The 18,158-nt window shown below is 69.2% G+C and carries 17 protein-coding genes; 9 read left to right on the top strand and 8 right to left on the bottom strand.

Features of this window, described 5'->3' with window-relative positions; translation table 11 throughout:
* Both DMH03_RS14725 and DMH03_RS14720 read right to left on the bottom strand, forming a co-directional pair.
* On the bottom strand, window positions 1-954 hold the full coding sequence (locus DMH03_RS14725) for a MoxR family ATPase (RefSeq protein ID WP_125786723.1): 954 nt from the start codon (window positions 952-954) through the stop codon (window positions 1-3).
* The gene (locus DMH03_RS14720; protein WP_125792520.1) at window positions 951-3,083 is read right to left on the bottom strand and encodes a fibronectin type III domain-containing protein; all 2,133 of its coding nucleotides are present in this window, start codon (window positions 3,081-3,083) and stop codon (window positions 951-953) included. Before DMH03_RS14720 ends, DMH03_RS14725 begins: the two co-directional genes overlap by 4 nt.
* Before the next feature lie 301 nt (window positions 3,084-3,384).
* Between DMH03_RS14720 and DMH03_RS14715 the strand changes: the two genes are divergently transcribed.
* The gene (locus DMH03_RS14715; RefSeq protein WP_199748871.1) at window positions 3,385-4,701 is read left to right on the top strand and encodes a type VII secretion protein EccE; all 1,317 of its coding nucleotides are present in this window, start codon (window positions 3,385-3,387) and stop codon (window positions 4,699-4,701) included.
* On the opposite strand, the gene DMH03_RS14710 is transcribed toward DMH03_RS14715, so the two are convergent.
* Window positions 4,694-5,170: a TspO/MBR family protein gene (locus DMH03_RS14710; protein WP_125792519.1), complete on the bottom strand. Its 477-nt coding sequence runs from the start codon at window positions 5,168-5,170 to the stop codon at window positions 4,694-4,696. The two genes, DMH03_RS14715 and DMH03_RS14710, sit on opposite strands and share 8 nt — an antisense overlap.
* A gap of 270 nt (window positions 5,171-5,440) precedes the next feature.
* On the opposite strand from DMH03_RS14710, the gene DMH03_RS14705 reads away from it, so the two are divergent.
* On the top strand, window positions 5,441-7,579 hold the full coding sequence (locus tag DMH03_RS14705; protein WP_233611511.1) for a tetratricopeptide repeat protein: 2,139 nt from the start codon (window positions 5,441-5,443) through the stop codon (window positions 7,577-7,579).
* Here the strand turns inward: DMH03_RS14705 and DMH03_RS14700 are convergent.
* Window positions 7,480-7,857, bottom strand: a complete 378-nt coding sequence (locus DMH03_RS14700) for a hypothetical protein (protein ID WP_125792518.1) — start codon at window positions 7,855-7,857, stop codon at window positions 7,480-7,482. The two genes, DMH03_RS14705 and DMH03_RS14700, sit on opposite strands and share 100 nt — an antisense overlap.
* Window positions 7,842-9,044, bottom strand: coding sequence for a hypothetical protein (locus tag DMH03_RS14695; RefSeq protein WP_125792517.1), 1,203 nt, complete (start codon window positions 9,042-9,044; stop codon window positions 7,842-7,844). Before DMH03_RS14695 ends, DMH03_RS14700 begins: the two co-directional genes overlap by 16 nt.
* A gap of 270 nt (window positions 9,045-9,314) precedes the next feature.
* Between DMH03_RS14695 and DMH03_RS14690 the strand changes: the two genes are divergently transcribed.
* The 4 genes from DMH03_RS14690 (at window position 9,315) to DMH03_RS42865 (ending at window position 14,093) form a co-directional block, all read left to right on the top strand.
* A complete protein-coding gene (locus DMH03_RS14690) occupies window positions 9,315-12,377 on the top strand; it encodes a tetratricopeptide repeat protein (RefSeq protein WP_125792516.1) in 3,063 nt (1,020 codons plus the stop codon).
* Window positions 12,378-12,711: 334 nt separating this feature from the next.
* Window positions 12,712-13,056, top strand: coding sequence for a hypothetical protein (locus DMH03_RS14685; protein WP_125792515.1), 345 nt, complete (start codon window positions 12,712-12,714; stop codon window positions 13,054-13,056).
* A gap of 59 nt (window positions 13,057-13,115) precedes the next feature.
* On the top strand, window positions 13,116-13,877 hold the full coding sequence (locus DMH03_RS14680; RefSeq protein ID WP_125792514.1) for a nucleotidyltransferase domain-containing protein: 762 nt from the start codon (window positions 13,116-13,118) through the stop codon (window positions 13,875-13,877).
* Window positions 13,878-13,967: 90 nt separating this feature from the next.
* Window positions 13,968-14,093: a hypothetical protein gene (locus tag DMH03_RS42865; protein WP_007031507.1), complete on the top strand. Its 126-nt coding sequence runs from the start codon at window positions 13,968-13,970 to the stop codon at window positions 14,091-14,093.
* A 342-nt stretch (window positions 14,094-14,435) separates the two neighbouring features.
* On the opposite strand, the gene DMH03_RS14675 is transcribed toward DMH03_RS42865, so the two are convergent.
* Window positions 14,436-14,615, bottom strand: a complete 180-nt coding sequence (locus DMH03_RS14675) for a hypothetical protein (protein WP_125792513.1) — start codon at window positions 14,613-14,615, stop codon at window positions 14,436-14,438.
* A 77-nt stretch (window positions 14,616-14,692) separates the two neighbouring features.
* Complete coding sequence (locus tag DMH03_RS14670) at window positions 14,693-15,298, bottom strand: HSP18 transcriptional regulator (RefSeq protein WP_125792512.1); 606 nt, start codon at window positions 15,296-15,298, stop codon at window positions 14,693-14,695.
* Between the two features lie 117 nt (window positions 15,299-15,415).
* Here DMH03_RS14670 and DMH03_RS14665 point away from each other — a divergent pair, with 117 nt between their 5' ends.
* The 3 genes from DMH03_RS14665 (at window position 15,416) to DMH03_RS14655 (ending at window position 17,282) form a co-directional block, all read left to right on the top strand.
* On the top strand, window positions 15,416-15,856 hold the full coding sequence (locus DMH03_RS14665; RefSeq protein ID WP_125792511.1) for an Hsp20/alpha crystallin family protein: 441 nt from the start codon (window positions 15,416-15,418) through the stop codon (window positions 15,854-15,856).
* A 79-nt stretch (window positions 15,857-15,935) separates the two neighbouring features.
* Window positions 15,936-16,316, top strand: a complete 381-nt coding sequence (locus DMH03_RS14660) for a DUF6292 family protein (RefSeq protein ID WP_125792942.1) — start codon at window positions 15,936-15,938, stop codon at window positions 16,314-16,316.
* A 216-nt stretch (window positions 16,317-16,532) separates the two neighbouring features.
* Window positions 16,533-17,282: a decarboxylase gene (locus DMH03_RS14655; RefSeq protein ID WP_125792510.1), complete on the top strand. Its 750-nt coding sequence runs from the start codon at window positions 16,533-16,535 to the stop codon at window positions 17,280-17,282.
* On the opposite strand, the gene DMH03_RS14650 is transcribed toward DMH03_RS14655, so the two are convergent.
* Window positions 17,272-18,129, bottom strand: a complete 858-nt coding sequence (locus DMH03_RS14650; RefSeq protein ID WP_125792509.1) for a SigB/SigF/SigG family RNA polymerase sigma factor — start codon at window positions 18,127-18,129, stop codon at window positions 17,272-17,274. The genes DMH03_RS14655 and DMH03_RS14650 overlap by 11 nt on opposite strands.
* Between the last annotated feature and the right edge of the window lie 29 nt (window positions 18,130-18,158).

Below are 18,158 nucleotides of genomic sequence, written 5' to 3'. Positions count from 1 at the left end.
CTACCTCCCCATCGCGGCCATGGGAGCGGCCGTCGCACCCAGGAGTTCGTCGACGATGTCGGCGGTCCGGCGCTGGTTGAGTTCCGCGTCGGGGCTCAGCACGAGCCGGTGGTCGAGCACCGGATGCGCGACGTCCTTGACGTCGTCCGGGGTGACGAAGTCGCGGCCGAAGGTGGCGGCGAGCCCCTGTGCGGCCCGGATCAGCGCGATGCTGCCACGCGGGCTGGCGCCGTAGCGGACGTCCGGATGCGAACGGCTCGCCGCGGCGAGGCGCACCGCGTAGTTGACGATCTCCGGTGCCAGATGGGACTTCCGGACCTCGTCGATGACGGACTGGACGTCGGCGATGGTCAGCACCGGCTTCAGTTCGTCCGGTGTCACGCCCGCGCAGTCCCCCATCACCACGCGCATCTCGGATTCCAGATCCGGGTAGCCGACCGAAATGCGCATGAGGAACCGGTCCAGCTGCGCTTCGGGCAGCCGGTAGGTGCCCTCGAGTTCGATCGGGTTCTGCGTGGCCACCACGAGGAACGGCCGCGGCACCGCCTGGCCGACCGAATCCACGGTGACGCGGCGTTCGGCCATCACCTCCAGCAGCGCGGCCTGCGTCTTCGGCGTACCCCGGTTGATCTCGTCCGCCAGCACCACGTTGGCGAAGATCCCGCCGGGGTGGAACTGGAAGCGCTCGTTGTTCTGGTGGTAGACCATCACGCCGGTGATGTCGCCGGGGAGCAGGTCCGGGGTGAACTGGATGCGGTTCCACCGGCCGCCGATGCTGGCGGCGAGGCAGCGCGCGATCGTCGTCTTCCCGACGCCGGGCACGTCCTCCATCAGCAGGTGCCCTTCGGCGAACAGCGCCGCCACGGTGAGCCGGACGACCTCCGGTTTGCCGCGCACCACCGATTGCACGTTCTCGGCGATCTGCTCGAAGGCGACCCTGGGTGTGAGCGTCACAGAACTTCCTTTTCCTTTCGTCGGCGCAAGCCGACCAGTGCCAGCGGGCCGAGCCAGAACAGTGCGCCACCGGACACCGTCGGCACTCCCCGCCAGGTGTCCGTGGCGGTGCCCGCGGACGTCTTGATGGTCGCGGTGATCGTGATGGAGCCGACCCAGGCGACGCTGGGGATGGTCAAGGTCGTCGCTCCGGAACAGGCAGCAGGCTTCGTCTCGGCGAAGAACTCCGCCGTGCAGGTCGCCGGAGCACCCTTTCCGTTCGCGTTGACGGAGACGTACAGAGTGTTGCCCTGGCCCCGCACCTGGGTGATCGTGATCGTCGGCGGTCCCGAGACGACCGGCACCGTGACCTTCCTGCTGCCGGTGGCCCCGGTGAGGTTGGCTCCGGAACCGAACTTCGTGACCGCGCGGACCGTGACGGTCGCGGCGCCGGTGACGCCGGTGAATTCCGCGGACCTCGCCGTGACCGTGCGCTCGCCCTTGCCCGTCACGCTCACCAGGTAGTGCACCAGTGTGCCGCCGCGCAGGTCGGGCTGGGTCCAGCTGACCGACACCTTCCCGGCCGCGGTGGCGTTCGCGGTGATGACCGGCGCCCCGGCGGGCCGGTTCGCGGGCCCCGGGATGACCACCTTGGCGCTGACGCCCGGCCCGATCCCCGCCGAGTTCTCCGCGACCACGGTGATCACGTATGGGGTTCCATTGCGCAGCCCGGAAATCGTGGTCCCTCGTGACGATCCGCCGACTCGTGTGGACCCTCCGGTCCAGGTCAGCCGGTAGCCGGTGATCCGCGCGCCGTTGTCCGCGGCCGGGCTCCACGAGACCTTGATCGAGCCGTCCCCGGACGACGCGCTCACCTTCCTCGGCGCCCCGGGCGCAGTCGCCTTCGCCACCGGCGGGGGTGCCTGCTGGGTGTTCGGAGGTGCCTGCTGCCGTTGTTCCTGCTGCGGCGGGGGCTGGTCGCCGGACGGTTCCGGTTCGGCCGACGGCGCGCCCGCGGTCTGGCTGTTGGCCGCCTTGTCGACGTCGACGTCGACCACCGAGCCGTCGTCGCCGTTGACGACCAGCACGTGCGAGCCGTCGGAACTGTCGACGTAGATCCGGTTGTCCTCGCCCTTGGCGAGCCTCGGTGCCGGTCCCTGGCCCGGCACCTTCGCGGTGGACTTGAGCTTGCCGGCGACGTCGTAGGTCAGCACCTCGCCTCGGGTCTCGTCGACCATGGCGACGACGTTCGACGAGGAGAGCGGGCCGTTGAACCGGCTGCCCTTGGTCAGCTCGACCGAAATCGGCTTCGCGGAGGGGCGGTCCTGGTCGAGTCCGCTGATGTCGATGAGGTGCAGCTGGTTGCGCTCCGGGTCGGCGATGGCCAGCCGGTCGCCGACGGCGCTGTTGGCGACCTGCGCCGACGGCGAGAGCTTGATGCCGAGGGGAAGGGCTTCGCCGAGGCCGTCGAGGCCGACGCGGTGGAGGCTGTCGCCGGTGGTGTCGAGCACGACCGGCCGGTCGCCGACCAGGGTCAGCCCGCCGCCGTGCCCTGGCGGGAGCCGCGCGGGGCAGGTCATGACGGCGGCGCCCTTGGGCAGCTCGCAGATCGAGCCGTTGTCGACGCGATGCGCCCACACCGTGCCGTCGTTCATCGCGACCGGCCGGGACAGTGGCCCCCCTGCGGGCACCGTCGCGGCCGGGTCACCGAGCCGCACGATCTGGCCGGCGTTGCGGTAGACCAGGTACGGACCGCCCGCGATCTCCATCACGAACGGGGTTTCCGGCGCGGGCGGCGGCGTGGACTCCTCGACGCTCAGCGTCGCCTTGTCGAACTGCGTGATGCGGTTCCGCTCGACCACGTAACCGGAATCGTCGCCCTGCACGACCTGGCTGCCGTTCGCGGCGCCGGGCACGTCCGCGCGCGCGTCGACCCGGTTCGTCGAGCCGTCGACGTGGAACGCGGACTGGGCGGCGTCGTTGTAGACCCAGTGGCCGACCTGGACGAACTCCAGCCGTTCCGGGGTCGACGCCTGTCCGGTGACGGCAAGGCCGACCAGCGCCAGGCAGCCCGCGACCACCAGCGCCACGGCCATCCTCGTTCTGGCCACCACGCTGAACCGCTTCGTGCCGCGCTCATCGGTGTTCACGCGATCAAGCTAGAGAGCGACCATGAAATTTCGATGAAACAGCCTGTCTCGGGCTCGCGGCCGCTTGTCATCGAAACCTCATGTTCGCCCGGGAGGCTGAGGCGGACACGGCTTGAGTGCCGGTCGGCGGAGCTGAGATGGGGTCGAAAGACACCAGACGCGTGAACCCGCCCGGCCGCAGGCCCCGCTATCGCGGTGGCAGGGCGCCTCGACTGCCACCGCGGCGTGGAAGACCAGGCCGCGCCCTGCCGACGTCGATCGCGGACGCGGGTTCACCAACGGACTCTGAGGAGGCACGACGATGACCGATCTCGGCGCGGCCAGGACGGGCGGGCGGTACCAGGCGCCGCCTCCGCCGCTTCCCCAGGCGGGGCCTGCCGTACCGCGGGCAGTGGCCATTCCCGACTCGCTCGCCTACGCGGCGCCTGCCGCGCGGGCGGCCGCACGTGAGGCGGCGCTGGCCGCGCTCACCGCCGCTCGCCAGGCGGAGCAGCAGCCGCGTTGGTCCGCGGCGGTGCCCGTTCCCGCTCCGGCGCACGGTCCGCCGCGGCCGAATCCGCCGGTGCCCGTCACCGGACGCCGGCCCCGCCGGTTCGGCGGGATCGGGATGGCGCAGATCGTCTGCTGGCAACTCGTCCTCGTCGCGCTCGTCCTGGTGGCCGGGCGGCCCTGGCCGCTGGTGGCCGCGGTGCTCACCGTCGCCGTGGTGGTCCTCGCGCTGACCGCCGTGCGGATTCGCGGACGCTGGCTCTACTCCTGGCTCGGTTCGGCGTCGGGTTACCTGACGCGCGACCGCGACCGGGATCTCCGGCACGCGGGCGAGGCCGGCCGGGCGCTGCTGCGCCTGTTGTCGCCGGAAGCGACCGGGATCACCGGCGAGATCGGCGACGAGACGGTGTTCATGGTCAGCCGCGCCGACGGGATCACCGCTGTGCTGCAACCGAAGTCGGCCGCCCGTGAACAGCCGATGCCGTCACCGCTGACCTTGCTGCCGCCGTCGCGGGAACAGGCCTTGGACGTCGCCGCGCAGGTCATCCACCACGTCGGCGCGGACCGCTCACGGCCGCCGCGCGGCTGGGTCGCGCTGCAGGCGCTGCGCACCGTCGACGTCCACCGGGACGCCGACGTGCGGCAGGCACTCGGGAACACGATCCGGCGCGTACGGCGGCAGCTGCGGCGCGACGGGCTCCCGGTGCGGGCGCTCGCCGAAAACGAGGTCCTCGGCGCGCTCGCGTCGCTGGCGCACGTCACGGCGGGCCGGGCGCGGATCCGGGAGGACTGGCGGTTCTGGCACAGCGGCCCGATCTGCCAGGCGACCTTCCACCTCGACGGCTGGGACACGCTTTCACCGGCGCTCGCGGCGGATCTGACGCGCCGTCTGCTCGCCGCCGCGCCCGGCACCGCGGTGACACTCGCCGTGACCGCCCGTCGCGGTGCCGCCGATTCCGAACCCCGGGTCAGCGCGTCGATCCGGATCGCCGCCGCGGGTGCCCATCCGGTGGAACACGCGGTGCGGGACCTGGAACTCGCCGCACGCCGGGGCGGGGTGGCACTGGACCGGCTCGACGGCAGGCACGCCAAAGGGGTGGCCGCCACCCTGCCGATCGGCGTCAGTTGAGCACGACGATCGCGACGGTGAGCGCGGTCGCGTACAGCGTCCAGGCGAGGTACGGCAGCAGCAACGCGGCGGCGACCCGGGAAGAGCGGCGGAAGTACAGCGCGGTGACGACGATGGCGACGTCGAGCACGAGGATGTCGGCCAGTGCGAGGCCGTACGCGCCGGCGGCGAAGAACAACGGCGTCCAAGCGGCGTTGAGGACCAATTGTGCCGCGTACCAGACAAGCCCCCGGCGGTCGCCGCCGGATTTCCAGTACAGCCAGCCCGCCACCGCGATCCCGAGGTACAGGACCGTCCACACCGGACCGAACAGCCAGGCGGGCGGCGCGAACGGCGGCAAGTCCAGTCCACTGTAGACAGACCGGGCACCGGACGCGGCAAGGCCTCCGACGAGCGCGACCACCGCGACCGCGACCAGGAACGGAAGGAGCGCCAGCGGCGCGCGGAGTCGTCCTGGCATCGTGGTCATTCCCGGCTCCCGTCTTCGGCTCGTTCGAGCGTAAGTCAGGGAGCACGCCCTCGCAGCGCCGATCCGTGCCGCACCAGGCGATTACCTACACCGTTCGGGTAGCCCTTGGCACGGAGTGCAATACCCGCCGTGATTTGTACCCGGTTGATAGCTCGACAAAAACCCGATTCGCGCCGATCCAGTAGTGGACATCACATGCGGCTTAGCTGTGAAAGCGGTACCGCGGCGGGCCTCGTGTGACCAGACTCGGTGCAGGGGGTGCTGCTCGGAATGGACTCAGGTGACAGACGCGAGAACAGGATAACCGGAGACGTCTCCGGAACCGCGGTACAGGTCGGCGCCGTTCACGGCGACATCTTCCTCCAGCAGGGGGTCAAGCCGGTCGTTCCGCGTCAATTGCTTCCGGTGTCCTCGTCGTTCACCGACCGGGAACGGGAACTGACCGCGCTGACCCGGTTGCTCGACGACGACCAGCGGCAAGGGCCGGCGCTGGCGGTGATCACCGGATCCGGCGGAATGGGGAAGACGGCGCTCGCGTCACGCTGGATCACGAAGCACGTCGACCGTTTTCCCGATGGCCAGCTCTACGTGAATCTGGGGGCCTTCAGCGCCGACGGGCCGACGACTCCCGACGACGTGCTCGGTGGTTTTCTCCGCGCGCTCGGCGTGCCCGCGGAGCAGGTGCCCGCCGAGATGGCGGAGCAGGCGGCCATGTACCGGTCGGTCACCGCCGGGAAGAGGTTCGCCGTCCTCGCCGACGACGCGGATTCCGCCGCGCAGGTCCGGCCGCTGCTGCCCGCGTCGCCGGACAGTGTCGTCGTCGTGACCAGCCGATGGCGGCTCGGCGCGCTGGCCATGGACGGCGCGCGGGCGCTCGTCGTCTCGCCGCTCGACGAAGACGCGGGTTTGCGGCTGCTGGAAAGAACCGTCGGCACGCAACGTGTCACGACGGAACCCGAACGGGCCAGGGAGTTGGTCTCGCTCTGCGGTGGTATGCCGATCGCCCTGTGCGTGGCGGCCGCTCGGCTCTCGACCCGGCCCCAATGGCCGATTTCCCGGCTGGTGGGCGTGCTTTCCGACGAAAAACGCCGTCTGTCGGGCCTCAGAATCGCCGACGAAGCGGTCGTGCAGGCGAGTTTCGACCTTTCGTTCGACGAATTGGACGCGGAGACGGCGCGGGTCTACCGCCTGCTCGGTCTCCACCCCGGCCGCGAGTTCGATCTCGGTCTCGCCGCGGCCGCGATCGACCGGCCCGCGACCGAGACCGAGGACGCGCTGGACTCCCTGGTCGTTTCGAGTCTGCTGACCGACATCGGGCCCGACCGGTTCCAGTTCCACGATCTGACACGGGTGCACGCACGTCAGAAGGCGGCCAAGACAGAGGATCAGTCGACCCGATCCGAGGCGCTGCGGCGAATGCTGAACTGGTATCTCGACCACGTCGCCGAAGCCGATCTCGCCATCATCCCGCACCGCCATCGGCTCAGCCCGCGCCACGAACACGCGGAGCCATCACGGTTCTCCGATTCCCGGGGCGCCTTGGACTGGGTGGAACAGGAACTCGCGAACGTCGTCGCGACCATGCACACCGCCGTCGAAGAGGGCTGGTGGCAGGAAGTCTGGCAGTTCTGCGAGGGTCTGTGGGGTTTCTTCCTCTACCGCAAGCATTATCGCCAGTGGGAGAAGACACACAAATGGGCGGTGGACGCCGCGCGGCACTGCGCGGACCCCGCCGCGGAAGCGCGTATGCACATCCAGCTCGGCTACGCCTATCTCAACACCGAGAAGTTCGAAGACGCGCGGACACAGTTCGCGGCCTCCCTGGAAGCCTCTCGAACGATCGACGACCCGGCCGGTGAGGCGACCGCGTGGGAACACCTCGGCGTCGTCGCACAAAGCACCCGAGACCACCAGCGCGCGCTGGAGTACTTCACCCGTGCCCTGCGGCTCGCGGAGCGGGCGGGACAGCACCGCGGTGTGGTGCTGCATCTGAGACGGATAGGAGAAGCCAGCGCGGCTTTGGGGCGGACGCAGGAGGCGATCGGTCACCTGGAGCGCTCCGCCGCCGAAGCATTGGCGATCGGCGACGTCGTCCTCCACGCACGGGCACAGACACGGCTCGGCAACGCCCACCTCACCCTGGGGCAGGTCGGCGAAGCCTCCCGGCTGCTGGAAGAAGCGGCGGCGACGTTGCACCGTTCCGGCGCCGATCCGTACTACGCCGAAGCACTCGAAAGCCTCGCGGAATGCGGGCTGCGCGAGGGCGACACCCACGCGGCCCGCACTCATCTCCAGCGGGCGCTGGAGATCTACCGTCGTTCGAGGGATCTCAAGGCACATCGGGTGGAAGCGCGGATCGCGGCGATCGCGGACGACACCGAAAGCTCTTCCGGGCCACCGCCGGAATAGCGGGGCCAGCCGTCGATCCCGGACCCGGCCGGGCCAGGGACGAACCGGTGATCCCGGAACCGGATCAAATCCCCGGCGATGACCGCCAGCGCCCCTGGCAACGCGCTCAGGACGGCGTCCGGAGCGGCGGCGCAGATCACCAGATCCGCGCGGCGCAGCCAGGCTTCGGGCGTCTTGCCCGCCCAGGCGACCAGCACGTGGTCCGGCAGCCCGCGTTCGTCGGTCCACCGCACCTCGACGACGGCGCCGCGCGCCCGCGCCCTCAACTCTCCGGCCATTCTCTGGTGAGCAGCGGCACCGGCGTGACCTCGGCCGGGCGGTCCGGCTCGGGCATCGCGAGGATCCGATAGATCTCCTCGCGCAGCCGCGCCGCCGCCTCCCCCGGCATCGAGGTGATCCGTTTCCCGATGGCCGTACGCGGTGAACCCCCGGCGACGAGTTCGTCCACCTGCCCTCGCAAGGACCGCGCGGGGTCGAGAACGGACGCGGACTTCCAGAGCAGGTCGGCGAGACTCCCCTTCCGGACGTCGAGTACGGAGCCGGGATTGAGCAGAACCGGTTTCCCCAGCCCCGCCGCGTACTGCGTCACCGAGCCGTGGTCCCCGATCACGCAGTCCGACGCCACCAGCGCGGCCCGCCAGCCTTCCTCCGGCGGCAGGAGCCGGATCCCGGCTTCGAGCGCCTCGGCGAGCCACGCGCGCACCTGGCGCGTCCCGTGGGCCGACCACGTCAACGGGTGCAGGGCTACCATCACCCGGTACTCCGGACCTCGCAGTACCGAGGCCAGCCGGGTGATCAGGTCCAGGTTCCCGCCGAACAGGGAATGCGGGGACCAGGTCGAACTGATCACCACCAGTTTCCGGTGCGCCTCGATTCCGGCCGAGTCCCGATACCTCAGCCGCAGCGGCATGCTCGCCCGGATCCGGTCGTAGCAGACGTCGCCGGCGACGACGACCCGCGAAGCCGCCTCGGGAAAGGCCCGGCACATTCGCCTGGCGTCGTCCTCGTGGGCGAACACCATCGTTTCCGGGACCACCCGGCCGTCGCGGACGAGCAGATCCCTGGGATGTCCCGCGATCCCCGTCCCGTGCGGACTGACCCGCGACCGGATCCCGCCGGTGCCGTGCGGGAGCACCAGCACCGGCGCCTCCAGCTCGTCGATGCCCACGTGACTGGACGCGAGGGCCAGATCGAAGCGCATCCGCGATGCCTGGTGCCACGGCAGGACGAGGCCTCCCGAGCGACGCAGGTACTCGTCGACCCCTGGCCACGTGTCCGGGCCGTCGGGTGTGGTGAAGGCGATCTGCACCCGGGCGTCCGCCTCCATGAGCGGCAGTACGTCCGCCAACCGGGTACCCGCCGTCATATGCGGCACCACCGCGAGCACCCGGCGGCACCCCGTCCTGGTCAGCCATCGCTCCGCCGTCCTGCTTCCCGGCACACGCTCCCACGAGATCCCGGTCATCGCCGCCCCCGTCCCGCCGCCGACGAAATCCGCAGTCGTCCCGCCATTCCCGCCTCCACTCGTTTCAGTGATTCATCGTCACTGCGGAAAAGAGTGGCGGCCCGATCGTTCAGCCTCCTGTTCCGGGAATAACACCGCCCTTTCACGAGATGCCAGAGAGATGACAGATACCTGTCAGACGCGCCTTGACCTGGCCAGATCCGGATCCACCTGCGAAACTCGACCGTGGGAGCGCGGTCACTTCGGTGACACCTTGGGAGGGGAGGCGCCGTGGAGCAGCACATTTCGTTCGGATTTCTCGGCAAGACAATCGTCCGGATGCACGGTCGTTTGACCGTGCAATGGGGAAGAGCGCAAGAACACGCGGTCCTCGCCGTCCTGCTCGCTCAGGCGGGGCGGCACATTCCCATCCATACGCTCGTCAGGCAGGCATGGCCGGAGGACCGGACACCACGAAATCCCGCTGCCACACTGCATACCTACGCCAACCGGGTGCGCGCGATCCTTCAGGACAGCGGCACGGACGCGAGACTCGACAATACCGGCGGCGGTTACCAACTCCTTGTCGACCGTAAGGCGATCGACTACTTCCGGCTCGCCGAATCGATCACTTCCGCGCACCAGGCGTTCCGCGAACACGATCACGAACGAATACGCTCACTGCTCGAAGGCGCCCTTCCGCTCTGGCGCGACATTCCGCTCGCCGAAGTGCATACGGAATGGGCGGAGAACTGGCGGAATTCCGTCATCTTCGACGAATGGATACCCGCCAACGGCCTGCTGATCGACGCGTACATCGGCCTCGAAAAGTTCGATCCGGCGCTTCGCAGGCTCAACGATCTCCAACGCGAGCACGGTTTCATCACCGGTCTCGCCCGCCGCCGGCTGACCCTCCTGCACAAACTCCGGCGGCACAATGACGCCACCGAATACTATTTCGCCGCTCGGCGCCAGCTACTGGCCGACGGCGACGACCGAGGCGCCGAAGAACTCCGTCTTTTCCAGGATTCCCTCGCCGAAGCCGATCCGGCGCCGTCTGCCACCGGGCTCACGGCGCCCCGCCGAGAACCGAACGTCCCGCTGCTGCTGCGCCGATTGCCCCGCGACATCACCGACTTCACGGGCCGCGAAGCGATCCTGGCGTCGCTCGACCGGCTCACCGGAGCCCACGAAGGACCACCCCATCCCGCGGTGATCGCGCTCGTCGGCGCGGCCGGGGTCGGCAAGACGGCCACCGCGCTGAGATGGACCCATCGCACGAGCGCCCGGCATGCCTGGGGCACCTTCTTCATCGACCTCCACGGCGACGGCACCGCGCCGCGGGTGGAGACCACCCAGGTCATCGACGACCTCCTCGGCGCCTTGGGGTACGAGATCACCTCCATCACCGGCACCGCCGGACGTGAGACGAAACTCCGCGCACTGCTCGCCGAACGCCGGATGCTGATCGTCCTCGACAACGCGGCCGACAGCGCGCACGTCGGCCCGCTGCTCACCGCGCTGGCCGACTGCGTCGTCGTCATCACCTCACGCCGCCGCCTCACCGCGCTGTCGGTCCGCCACGACGTCCGGAACCTCACCCTCGGCACCTTGCCGCCGGACGATTCCGCCGCATTCCTCGCCCGGCGCATCGGCGCGCGGACGACGCGGGAGCCGGAGGCCGTGGCACAACTGGCGCAGATCGGTGCAGGACTTCCGCTCGCCCTCAGCCTCATCGCCGAACGCGCCGCCAACCGGGCAGGCGCCACCTTGACGACCCTCGTCGGCCAGTTGCGGGATTCCGACATCCTGCTGCACATCGGCGATGACGGCGACAGCTCGGATGCCAGCCTCAATTCGGCGTTTTCCTGGGTTTATCGCGCACTGCCTCCGGCCTGCGCCCGCGTCTTCCGGCTGCTGGGCATCCACCCCGGCGCGGAGATCAGCGTCGAAGCGCTGAGCGCGATGGTCGCCGCCGGCCGCCTGGAAACCCAGCGAGCCCTGGATTCGCTCGTTTCGGCGCATCTCGTCTCCCAGCCCGCCGACATCGACCGCTACCGCGTCCACGACCTCCTGCACCGGTTCGCGGCGGTCCTCGTCAGGGACGATCACGAATTCGTGCCCGCCAGGAACCGCATGTTCTCCTATTACCTGCACAGTGCGGACGCGGCGCAACGGACCGCTTCCCCGCATCGCCAGGGGCCGCCGATGCCACCGCTCGAACCGGGCTGCGTTCCCCACCGCTTCGACGACGTGTCCGAAGCGCTGCGCTGGACTCTCCTCGAACGTTCGAATCTCGTGTCCATGGTCCGCCGCGCGGCGGAGGACGGCCTGCACGGCTACGCCTGGCGGCTACCGCATTGCCTGATCGACACGCTGAAGCGCTATGGGCTGTACGAAGACTGCATCAGCACGATGACCACCGCGGTCTCGTCCGCCGCCGCGGACGGGAACATCCACGCGGAAGCGTCCTCCAGCAATGACCTCGGCGAGATCCACCTGATCACCGGCGCGTACGACCTCGCGGACCGTTATCTGGGCCGGGCGCTGGAACTGTCCCGGCGCCACGGGATCGCGGTGGGGGAATTGTCGGTGACGCTGAACCTCGCGCGCCGTCACCAGTACGCCGGGCGGCTCCCCGAGGCCGTCACCCGTTTCCGGGAATGCCTGCGGCTCGCGGAATCCCTCGGCGACCGGGAGCGGCAAGCCGTGGCCGCCCGCCGGCTGGGCGACGCGCTCGTCGAACTCGACCTCCACCACCAAGCGCTGCCCCACTATCAGCTCGCCCTCGACCTGCGCCGGAAGGCCAACGACGTGGCAGGCACGGTGGCCACCCACACGGCGCTTGTCGACGCCTACACGAAACTCGGGGACCTGGACGCCGCGGACGCGCACCAACGTCCCGCTCATGAACTCCTCGACCAGGTCGGACTGACGGTCGCGACACGGCTGTACACCGTGATGGCGGAACTGGCGCACGCCCGCCGCCAGGACCGCGACGCGCTCCGTCACGCGCAGCACGCCCTTGAGCTGGCCGAAAGGGCGAACCATGTCAACGGGAGGGCGCGGGCGTACGTCGCGCTTGGTTCGATACTGGCCGATCGCGGGAATCGCGAGGACGCGCGGTGGGTGTGGCGACAGGCCGCCGGGCTCTACCGGGATACGGGCAGGGACCGGAAAGCCGAGAAAATCGACGGGCTCCTCGCCGAGATCGACGAGCCCGATCCGGTCGTCCCGCTCGCGAGGTCGGGGGAAGAGGACACCGTGGCTCTCCCGGCACCTCCTCGCCCTATAGGTCCACGGAGCTCTCGAAAGAGTGATCACTTGCGTCACGGCACGCCACCGACTACTTGATTTCTCACGAATGCGCATGTCCGACGGGTATCACCCGGATGGCCGAACAACTCTGAGTAGAGGGCGATTTGCTGAAATGCAACTTGATCTTCTAGGCTGCGCGCGGGCTTGAACGATAAGCCCGTCATCTCCGCATTACCTAGGAGCAAGTTGAATACGATCCTGATTCTTCCCGTACTGGCGGACGTCCCCACGATTTTCGCGGTCGTCGCGAGTTGGTGGAACTGCTGAAGCACCCGGGTCGCCCGGACTTCGGTCCGGGCACCATCAAGCTCCCGAAATACCGGTACCGTGAGGTGACCGTGCCCGACCGGACCCGACGGGGAGCGATCCGATGCCAGAACCGGTCCTCATTTCTCTCGCCGCCGCACTCGCGGCCCGATCCGTGGTCGGTTTGTACAAACTGGTGAAGGAGAAATTCTCCGAAGACCTCGAGGCGACGGCGGCACTCGAAGCCGCCGAAGGCGCCGCGGAGGATTCCGCGGAAGTGCGCGCGCTCGCGACGCGGCTGTCCACGGCCGAAGCCGAAGACCCCGAATTCGCGGAGCGGCTCCACCGTGAGTGGGACAAGGCGGGCGGGAACAGAGCCGAGACAGGTGGCGTGGTGAACACGGTCTCGGGCACGGTTTCCGGGAAGGTCGTGCAGGCCCGCGACATCCACGGGAACATCTCGTTCTGAACCGGGGTCACGGAAAACGCGTCGCGTCCACCTTGGCGCGTCACTAAGATCATCGCGCGATGAACGACGAGACTTTCCTCGCCCACGTGGCGGACGGCCTGGCCGCGTTGCCCGCCGTGCACGCCGTCACGCTCGGCGGATCACGCGCCCAGGAGACCCACAACCCCGGCAGCGACTGGGATTTCGCCGTCTACTACCGCGGCGGTTTCGACCCGGCGGATCTACGCGCCCTCGACTGGGAGGGCGAGGTCTCCGAGATCGGCGCCTGGGGCGGCGGTGTGTTCAACGGCGGCGCCTGGCTCACGATCGACGGCAGGCAGGTCGACGTCCACTACCGCGATCTCGACGCCGTCGAGCGGCACCTCGCCGAAGCACGGGAAGGCCGGTTCCACTGGGAGCCGCTGATGTTCCACCTCGCGGGCGTCCCCAGTTACCTGCCGGTCGCCGAACTCGCCGTCAACCGCGTGCTGCGCGGCGATCTGCCGCGGCCGGGCTACCCGGAAGCGTTGCGGGAAACGGCTCCGGTGATGTGGCGGGGCCGCGCGGAACTGACCCTGCGCTACACCCGCGGCGCCTTCGTCCCGCGCGGGCAGGCCACGGAGGTCGCCGGCGCGCTGGCCACCGCCGCCATGGAGACGGCGCACGCGGTCCTCGCGGCCCGCGGCGAGTGGGTCACCAACGAGAAGCGGCTGTTGCGGCGGGCGGGACTGCGCGAGGCCGACGCGATCATCGCCGGTCTGCGGGCGGACGCGGATGTCCTCGCCAAGGCTGTCGACGACGCGGAGACGCTGTTCCGCGCGGTGGATTCCGCCGCCGGGTAGCCGGACCGCCCCTGTGGCGCGCGTCACGGAATGACCGGCGATCTTCAGCGCTACAGAGAGATGAGACCCGTTCCGTACCAAGGGAGTGACATGTCCGCCACAGCCACGCCGGAAGAGACCGCTCTGGCCGTCCCCGCCCTCGACGACTTCGACTTCCCGCTCACCGACGGCGCGGCCTGCCGCATCGACGACCCGGACTGCGAAGCCTGCCAGTAAGCCGCCAGTGTCCACAAGGGACACCGCCGGGCGATTGAGTGTCCGATTGATGCCGCTATGTGCGGTTTCGCGGGGGGTCGTGAGTGGCAATGAGGGTTAGAACAACAAAAATCACTCACGACCCCCTCGCGAAACCGTGCAAGTCACCCAAATCGGGCACCTTTACCTCGTAATGTGTCCCTTGTGGACAGTCAAGAGCCGGTGAGGCTCTTGTCGGAGCTCCTGTCGGGTCCACCGCGACACGTTCGCCTTGTCCCGCTCCAGCGGCGGAGCCGACCAGCAGTTATGCGACTTTGCCAGGACCCCGCATGCGACGCGAGGAAAGCATCCTTCGGCCCGGGCTCAGTTCACTCGCCCGTCGACGGCCGCCACGATGAGCGCGGCGCACCGCTTCACCGGCAGACGCCGTTCCCGCGCCATCGTCTCAAGGGCGGCGCGGGCGGCCGGCCCACGTAATCCTTGGGTGGCAAGCACTTTCAGCGCCAGGCTGATGACGTCGGCGGAAGGTGGCGCTTCAGGCATGAGGGACCTCCGGCTCGCTCGGCGGACTGGCGAACGGCTGCGGGTACCCGCCCTGGACAGAGTTCACACCTCCCGTTTCACCGTGAAGACCGCCGGTCGTCGACGGCGTCCCGCCGGACCTGCTCGGCGTGCACCCCGATCTCCCCGAGCCGTTCGGCGAATCCGGTGTGCTCGCGGGGAAGCTGCGCGCGCAGGTCGGTCAGCGGCGCCAGCAGACCCGTGACGTCGTCCTCGCCGAGCACCGCGCTCACCCGGTCCGCGCTTTCCCTCGCCCTGGCGTTCAGCCCGTCCAGCGCGCCGGCCTGACCGGCCAGCTGCCGCAGGATCGCCGAGTTGCGCCGGGCCCACTCCGCCACGGCGCGATCACCCGCCCGCCGATCACGTTCCGCGTCGACCCGCGCCTCCCCGGTGTGCTCGCCGCCGGTGGACGGCCGCAACCGCAGGAACCGCCGCTCCGCCGCCTGACGGCTCGCGACCCCGAGTGCCGGGGCGAGCGCCGTCCAGCTGGTGCCGCCCTCGCGAGCGGCCGCGATCAGCTCCGGTTCCCACGCGGCCAGCTGTTCGCGCACCGTCTTCAGCGCGATCAAGGCCTCCAGGACCCGCTCCGGTTTCGAAACGCCCGAGCGGGCCTCGGCCACGATGTCGTGCACGGAGCGCACTGTCCGAGCGGGGTCTTCGTCCATGCCTGTCATCCCGTCTGTCATCGGATCGACGACTTGGCGGTTGTCATCGTTTCGATGACATGCTACAACAGTGGTGCGTGTTGACACCAGAGACAACGAGCCAGGAGGTGGAACCCGATGTTGATGCGCACCGACCCGTTCCGTGAGCTGGACCGGTTCGCCCAGCAGATGTTCGGCGCCACGACGCCCGGAACGTGGTCCAAGCCGGCCACGATGCCGATGGACGCGTACCGCGACGGTGACGAATTCGTCGTCTGCTTCGACCTTCCCGGTGTCGCCGCCGACGCGATCGAGCTGGACGTCGAGCGCAACGTCCTGACGGTCAAGGCGGAGCGGCGGCCCGCCCCGGGTAAAGACGTCCAGATGCAGGTTTCCGAACGTCCGCTGGGGGTCTTCTCCCGTCAGTTGTTCCTCGGCGACGCCCTCGACACCGACCGCGTCGCCGCCGGGTACGAGGCCGGCGTGCTGACTTTGCGTATCCCGATCGCCGAGAAGGCCAAGCCGCGGCGCATCGAGATCAAGGGCGCCGAGTCCGACCGCAAGGAGATCCAGGCCTGAGTGTCCCTTCCGGTGCGGGGTCCGCTCGGGCCCCGCACCGGCGGAGACCGGGGAAGAAAGGAAGTCCTCGTTGCTCACCATGCCTGTCCGGCACCCCCACACCCGCGACGCCGTGTGGGGCTACCTCGCCGACGTCACGGAGGCCCTCGGCGTCGGCCTCGAATCCTGCACCGTCGACCACGACAGCCCGGTCTCGGCCTACGTCGCGCTCGACGGACGCCTCCCCACCCATCCGGAACGCGACGTGGCCCTGCTGTGGGACGAAATCCACGGCTGGGCCGTGGCGATCGAGACCCATTCCGGCGAAGACCTCATCGTGCTCCGTTATCTGGGCGGGAAGACCGCCACCCCGGAGCCCGCCAGGGTCGCACGCTTCGTCAAGGCCGTACGCGAAGACGACCACCGCTTCGGGCAACTCACCCCACCGGATTTCGGCACGCTGTCCGCCATCCACGAGTGACCGCGGCTCGCGTCGGGTACCTCTGAAGGGCTTAGGCGCTGTCCTGCAAGTCATGTTCGTGGTCTTCGCGCCCAGGCGGTCCCTGACGGCACGGACGGATGCGGCCGAGTACGACCCGGTACGAGGCCGATCCGCCCGCACCGTCAGGAACCACCTGGATCACGAAGCCCATCGAACAGACTCACAGGACAGCGCCTAGACCCGAAAGGAGCTGCCGTGACCAGGATCGGTCTGTTGTATCCGACGCGAAACTGCGGCGAGGACGATTTCCTCGCACTGGCGGCGAAACTGGATCCGGACCTCGTAGTGGACTTCGCGTACGTCCCGTGGGGAGAGAAGATCGGCCGGGTCGACGACCTCGACCCGGCCGGAAAACACGAAGCCGTCCGCGAACTCGGGGCCCCGGACCGGCTTTCGGCCGCCGCGCGGTTCGACACGGCGCCGCAGGTCGTCAGCTGGGCCTGCTCCAGTTGCAGTTTCACGCGCGGCCTCGAAGGTGCGCTCGAACAAAGTCGCGTACTTGGTGAACGGCTCGGCGTGCCCGCGCGCAGCACTTCCTTGGCATACCTCACCGCGCTCGCCCACCTTGGCGCCGACCGCGTCGCACTCGCCTCGGTCTATCACCGCGACACGACCGCGACTTTCGTCGACTTCCTCGCCGAAGTTGGGGTCACCACCGTTCACTCGGTCTCCGCCGACGCCCCCTCGGACCGCGCTCTCGCCACCTGGGATCGCGGGCAGATCACCGAACTCGTGATGGCGGCCGACCATGCCGAAGCCGAAGCGGTGCTGATCCCCGAAACCGCCCTGCATACGGCACCACTGCTCGAGGAACTCGAAACCGGACTCGGCAAACCCGTGCTGACGGCCACCGCGGTCACCCTCTGGGATTCCTTGCACGCACTGGGCACACCGCCGATCCGGCCGGGGCTCGGGAAGCTGTTCGCGGCGGCCTCTACGCCTTGAGCCTGCCGCGCAGCTCCTGCAGCGTCTTCGTGAGCAGACGGGAGACGTGCATTTGGGAGATCCCGACGCGCTCGGCGATCTGAGACTGGGTCAGCCCGTCGAAGAACCGCATCGCGAGGATCGCCCGTTCGCGTTCCGGCAGCTTTTCGAGCAGGGGGACCACGGTGTGCCGGTCCTCGATGTGCTCGAACCGTGAATCCAGCTCCCCCACCACGTCCGACAGGGGAAGTGAGCCCTCGCCGTCGTTGACCGGCCGGTCCAGTGACGAGGTCTGGTAGCTGTTCGCGGCGAGCAAGCCTTCTCGGACGGTATCGACGTCCAGGTCGAGGTGACCGGCGAGTTCGGTGGGGGTCGGCGCGCGGCCGAGGGTCTGAGTCAGCTCCGTGGTCGCGCGCGAAAGCCGGGTGCGCAGCTCCTGCATCCCGCGCGGGACGTGCACCGCCCAGCCGGTGTCGCGGAAGAACCGCCGCACTTCGCCCATGACCGTCGGCACCGCGAAGGCGAGGAAATCCCCGCCCATCCCGGGATCGAACCGGTCGACGGCCTTCATCAGCCCGATCCGCGCCACCTGGACCAGGTCTTCCCTCGGCTGGCCTCGTCCGCTGAAGCGAGCGGCGATGTGCTCGGCTATCGGCAGGAGTTCGAGGATCAGACGTTCGCGCAGACGGCGCCGGTCCGGGTGCCCGTCGGGCAAGGAGGCCATCTCGTCGAACAAGGGGCGGCAATGCGAATAGTCGTCCTTCCGCGCCCTGCCGCTTCGGCGGTCACGCGGGGACGGCACCACCTGTTCCCGCTCTTCCCGCAGGACGGAGTGGTCGAGGTCTTCCATGAGCGACGACGCGTTCATCAAAGTCACATTCGTCCCTGGTGAACTGG

This window comes from Amycolatopsis sp. WAC 01376, from assembly GCF_003947415.1.
Classification (GTDB): Bacteria; Actinomycetota; Actinomycetes; order Mycobacteriales; family Pseudonocardiaceae; genus Amycolatopsis.
Note: the sequence above shows the minus strand (reverse complement) of the source record. Positions and strands in the feature narration are given on the sequence as shown.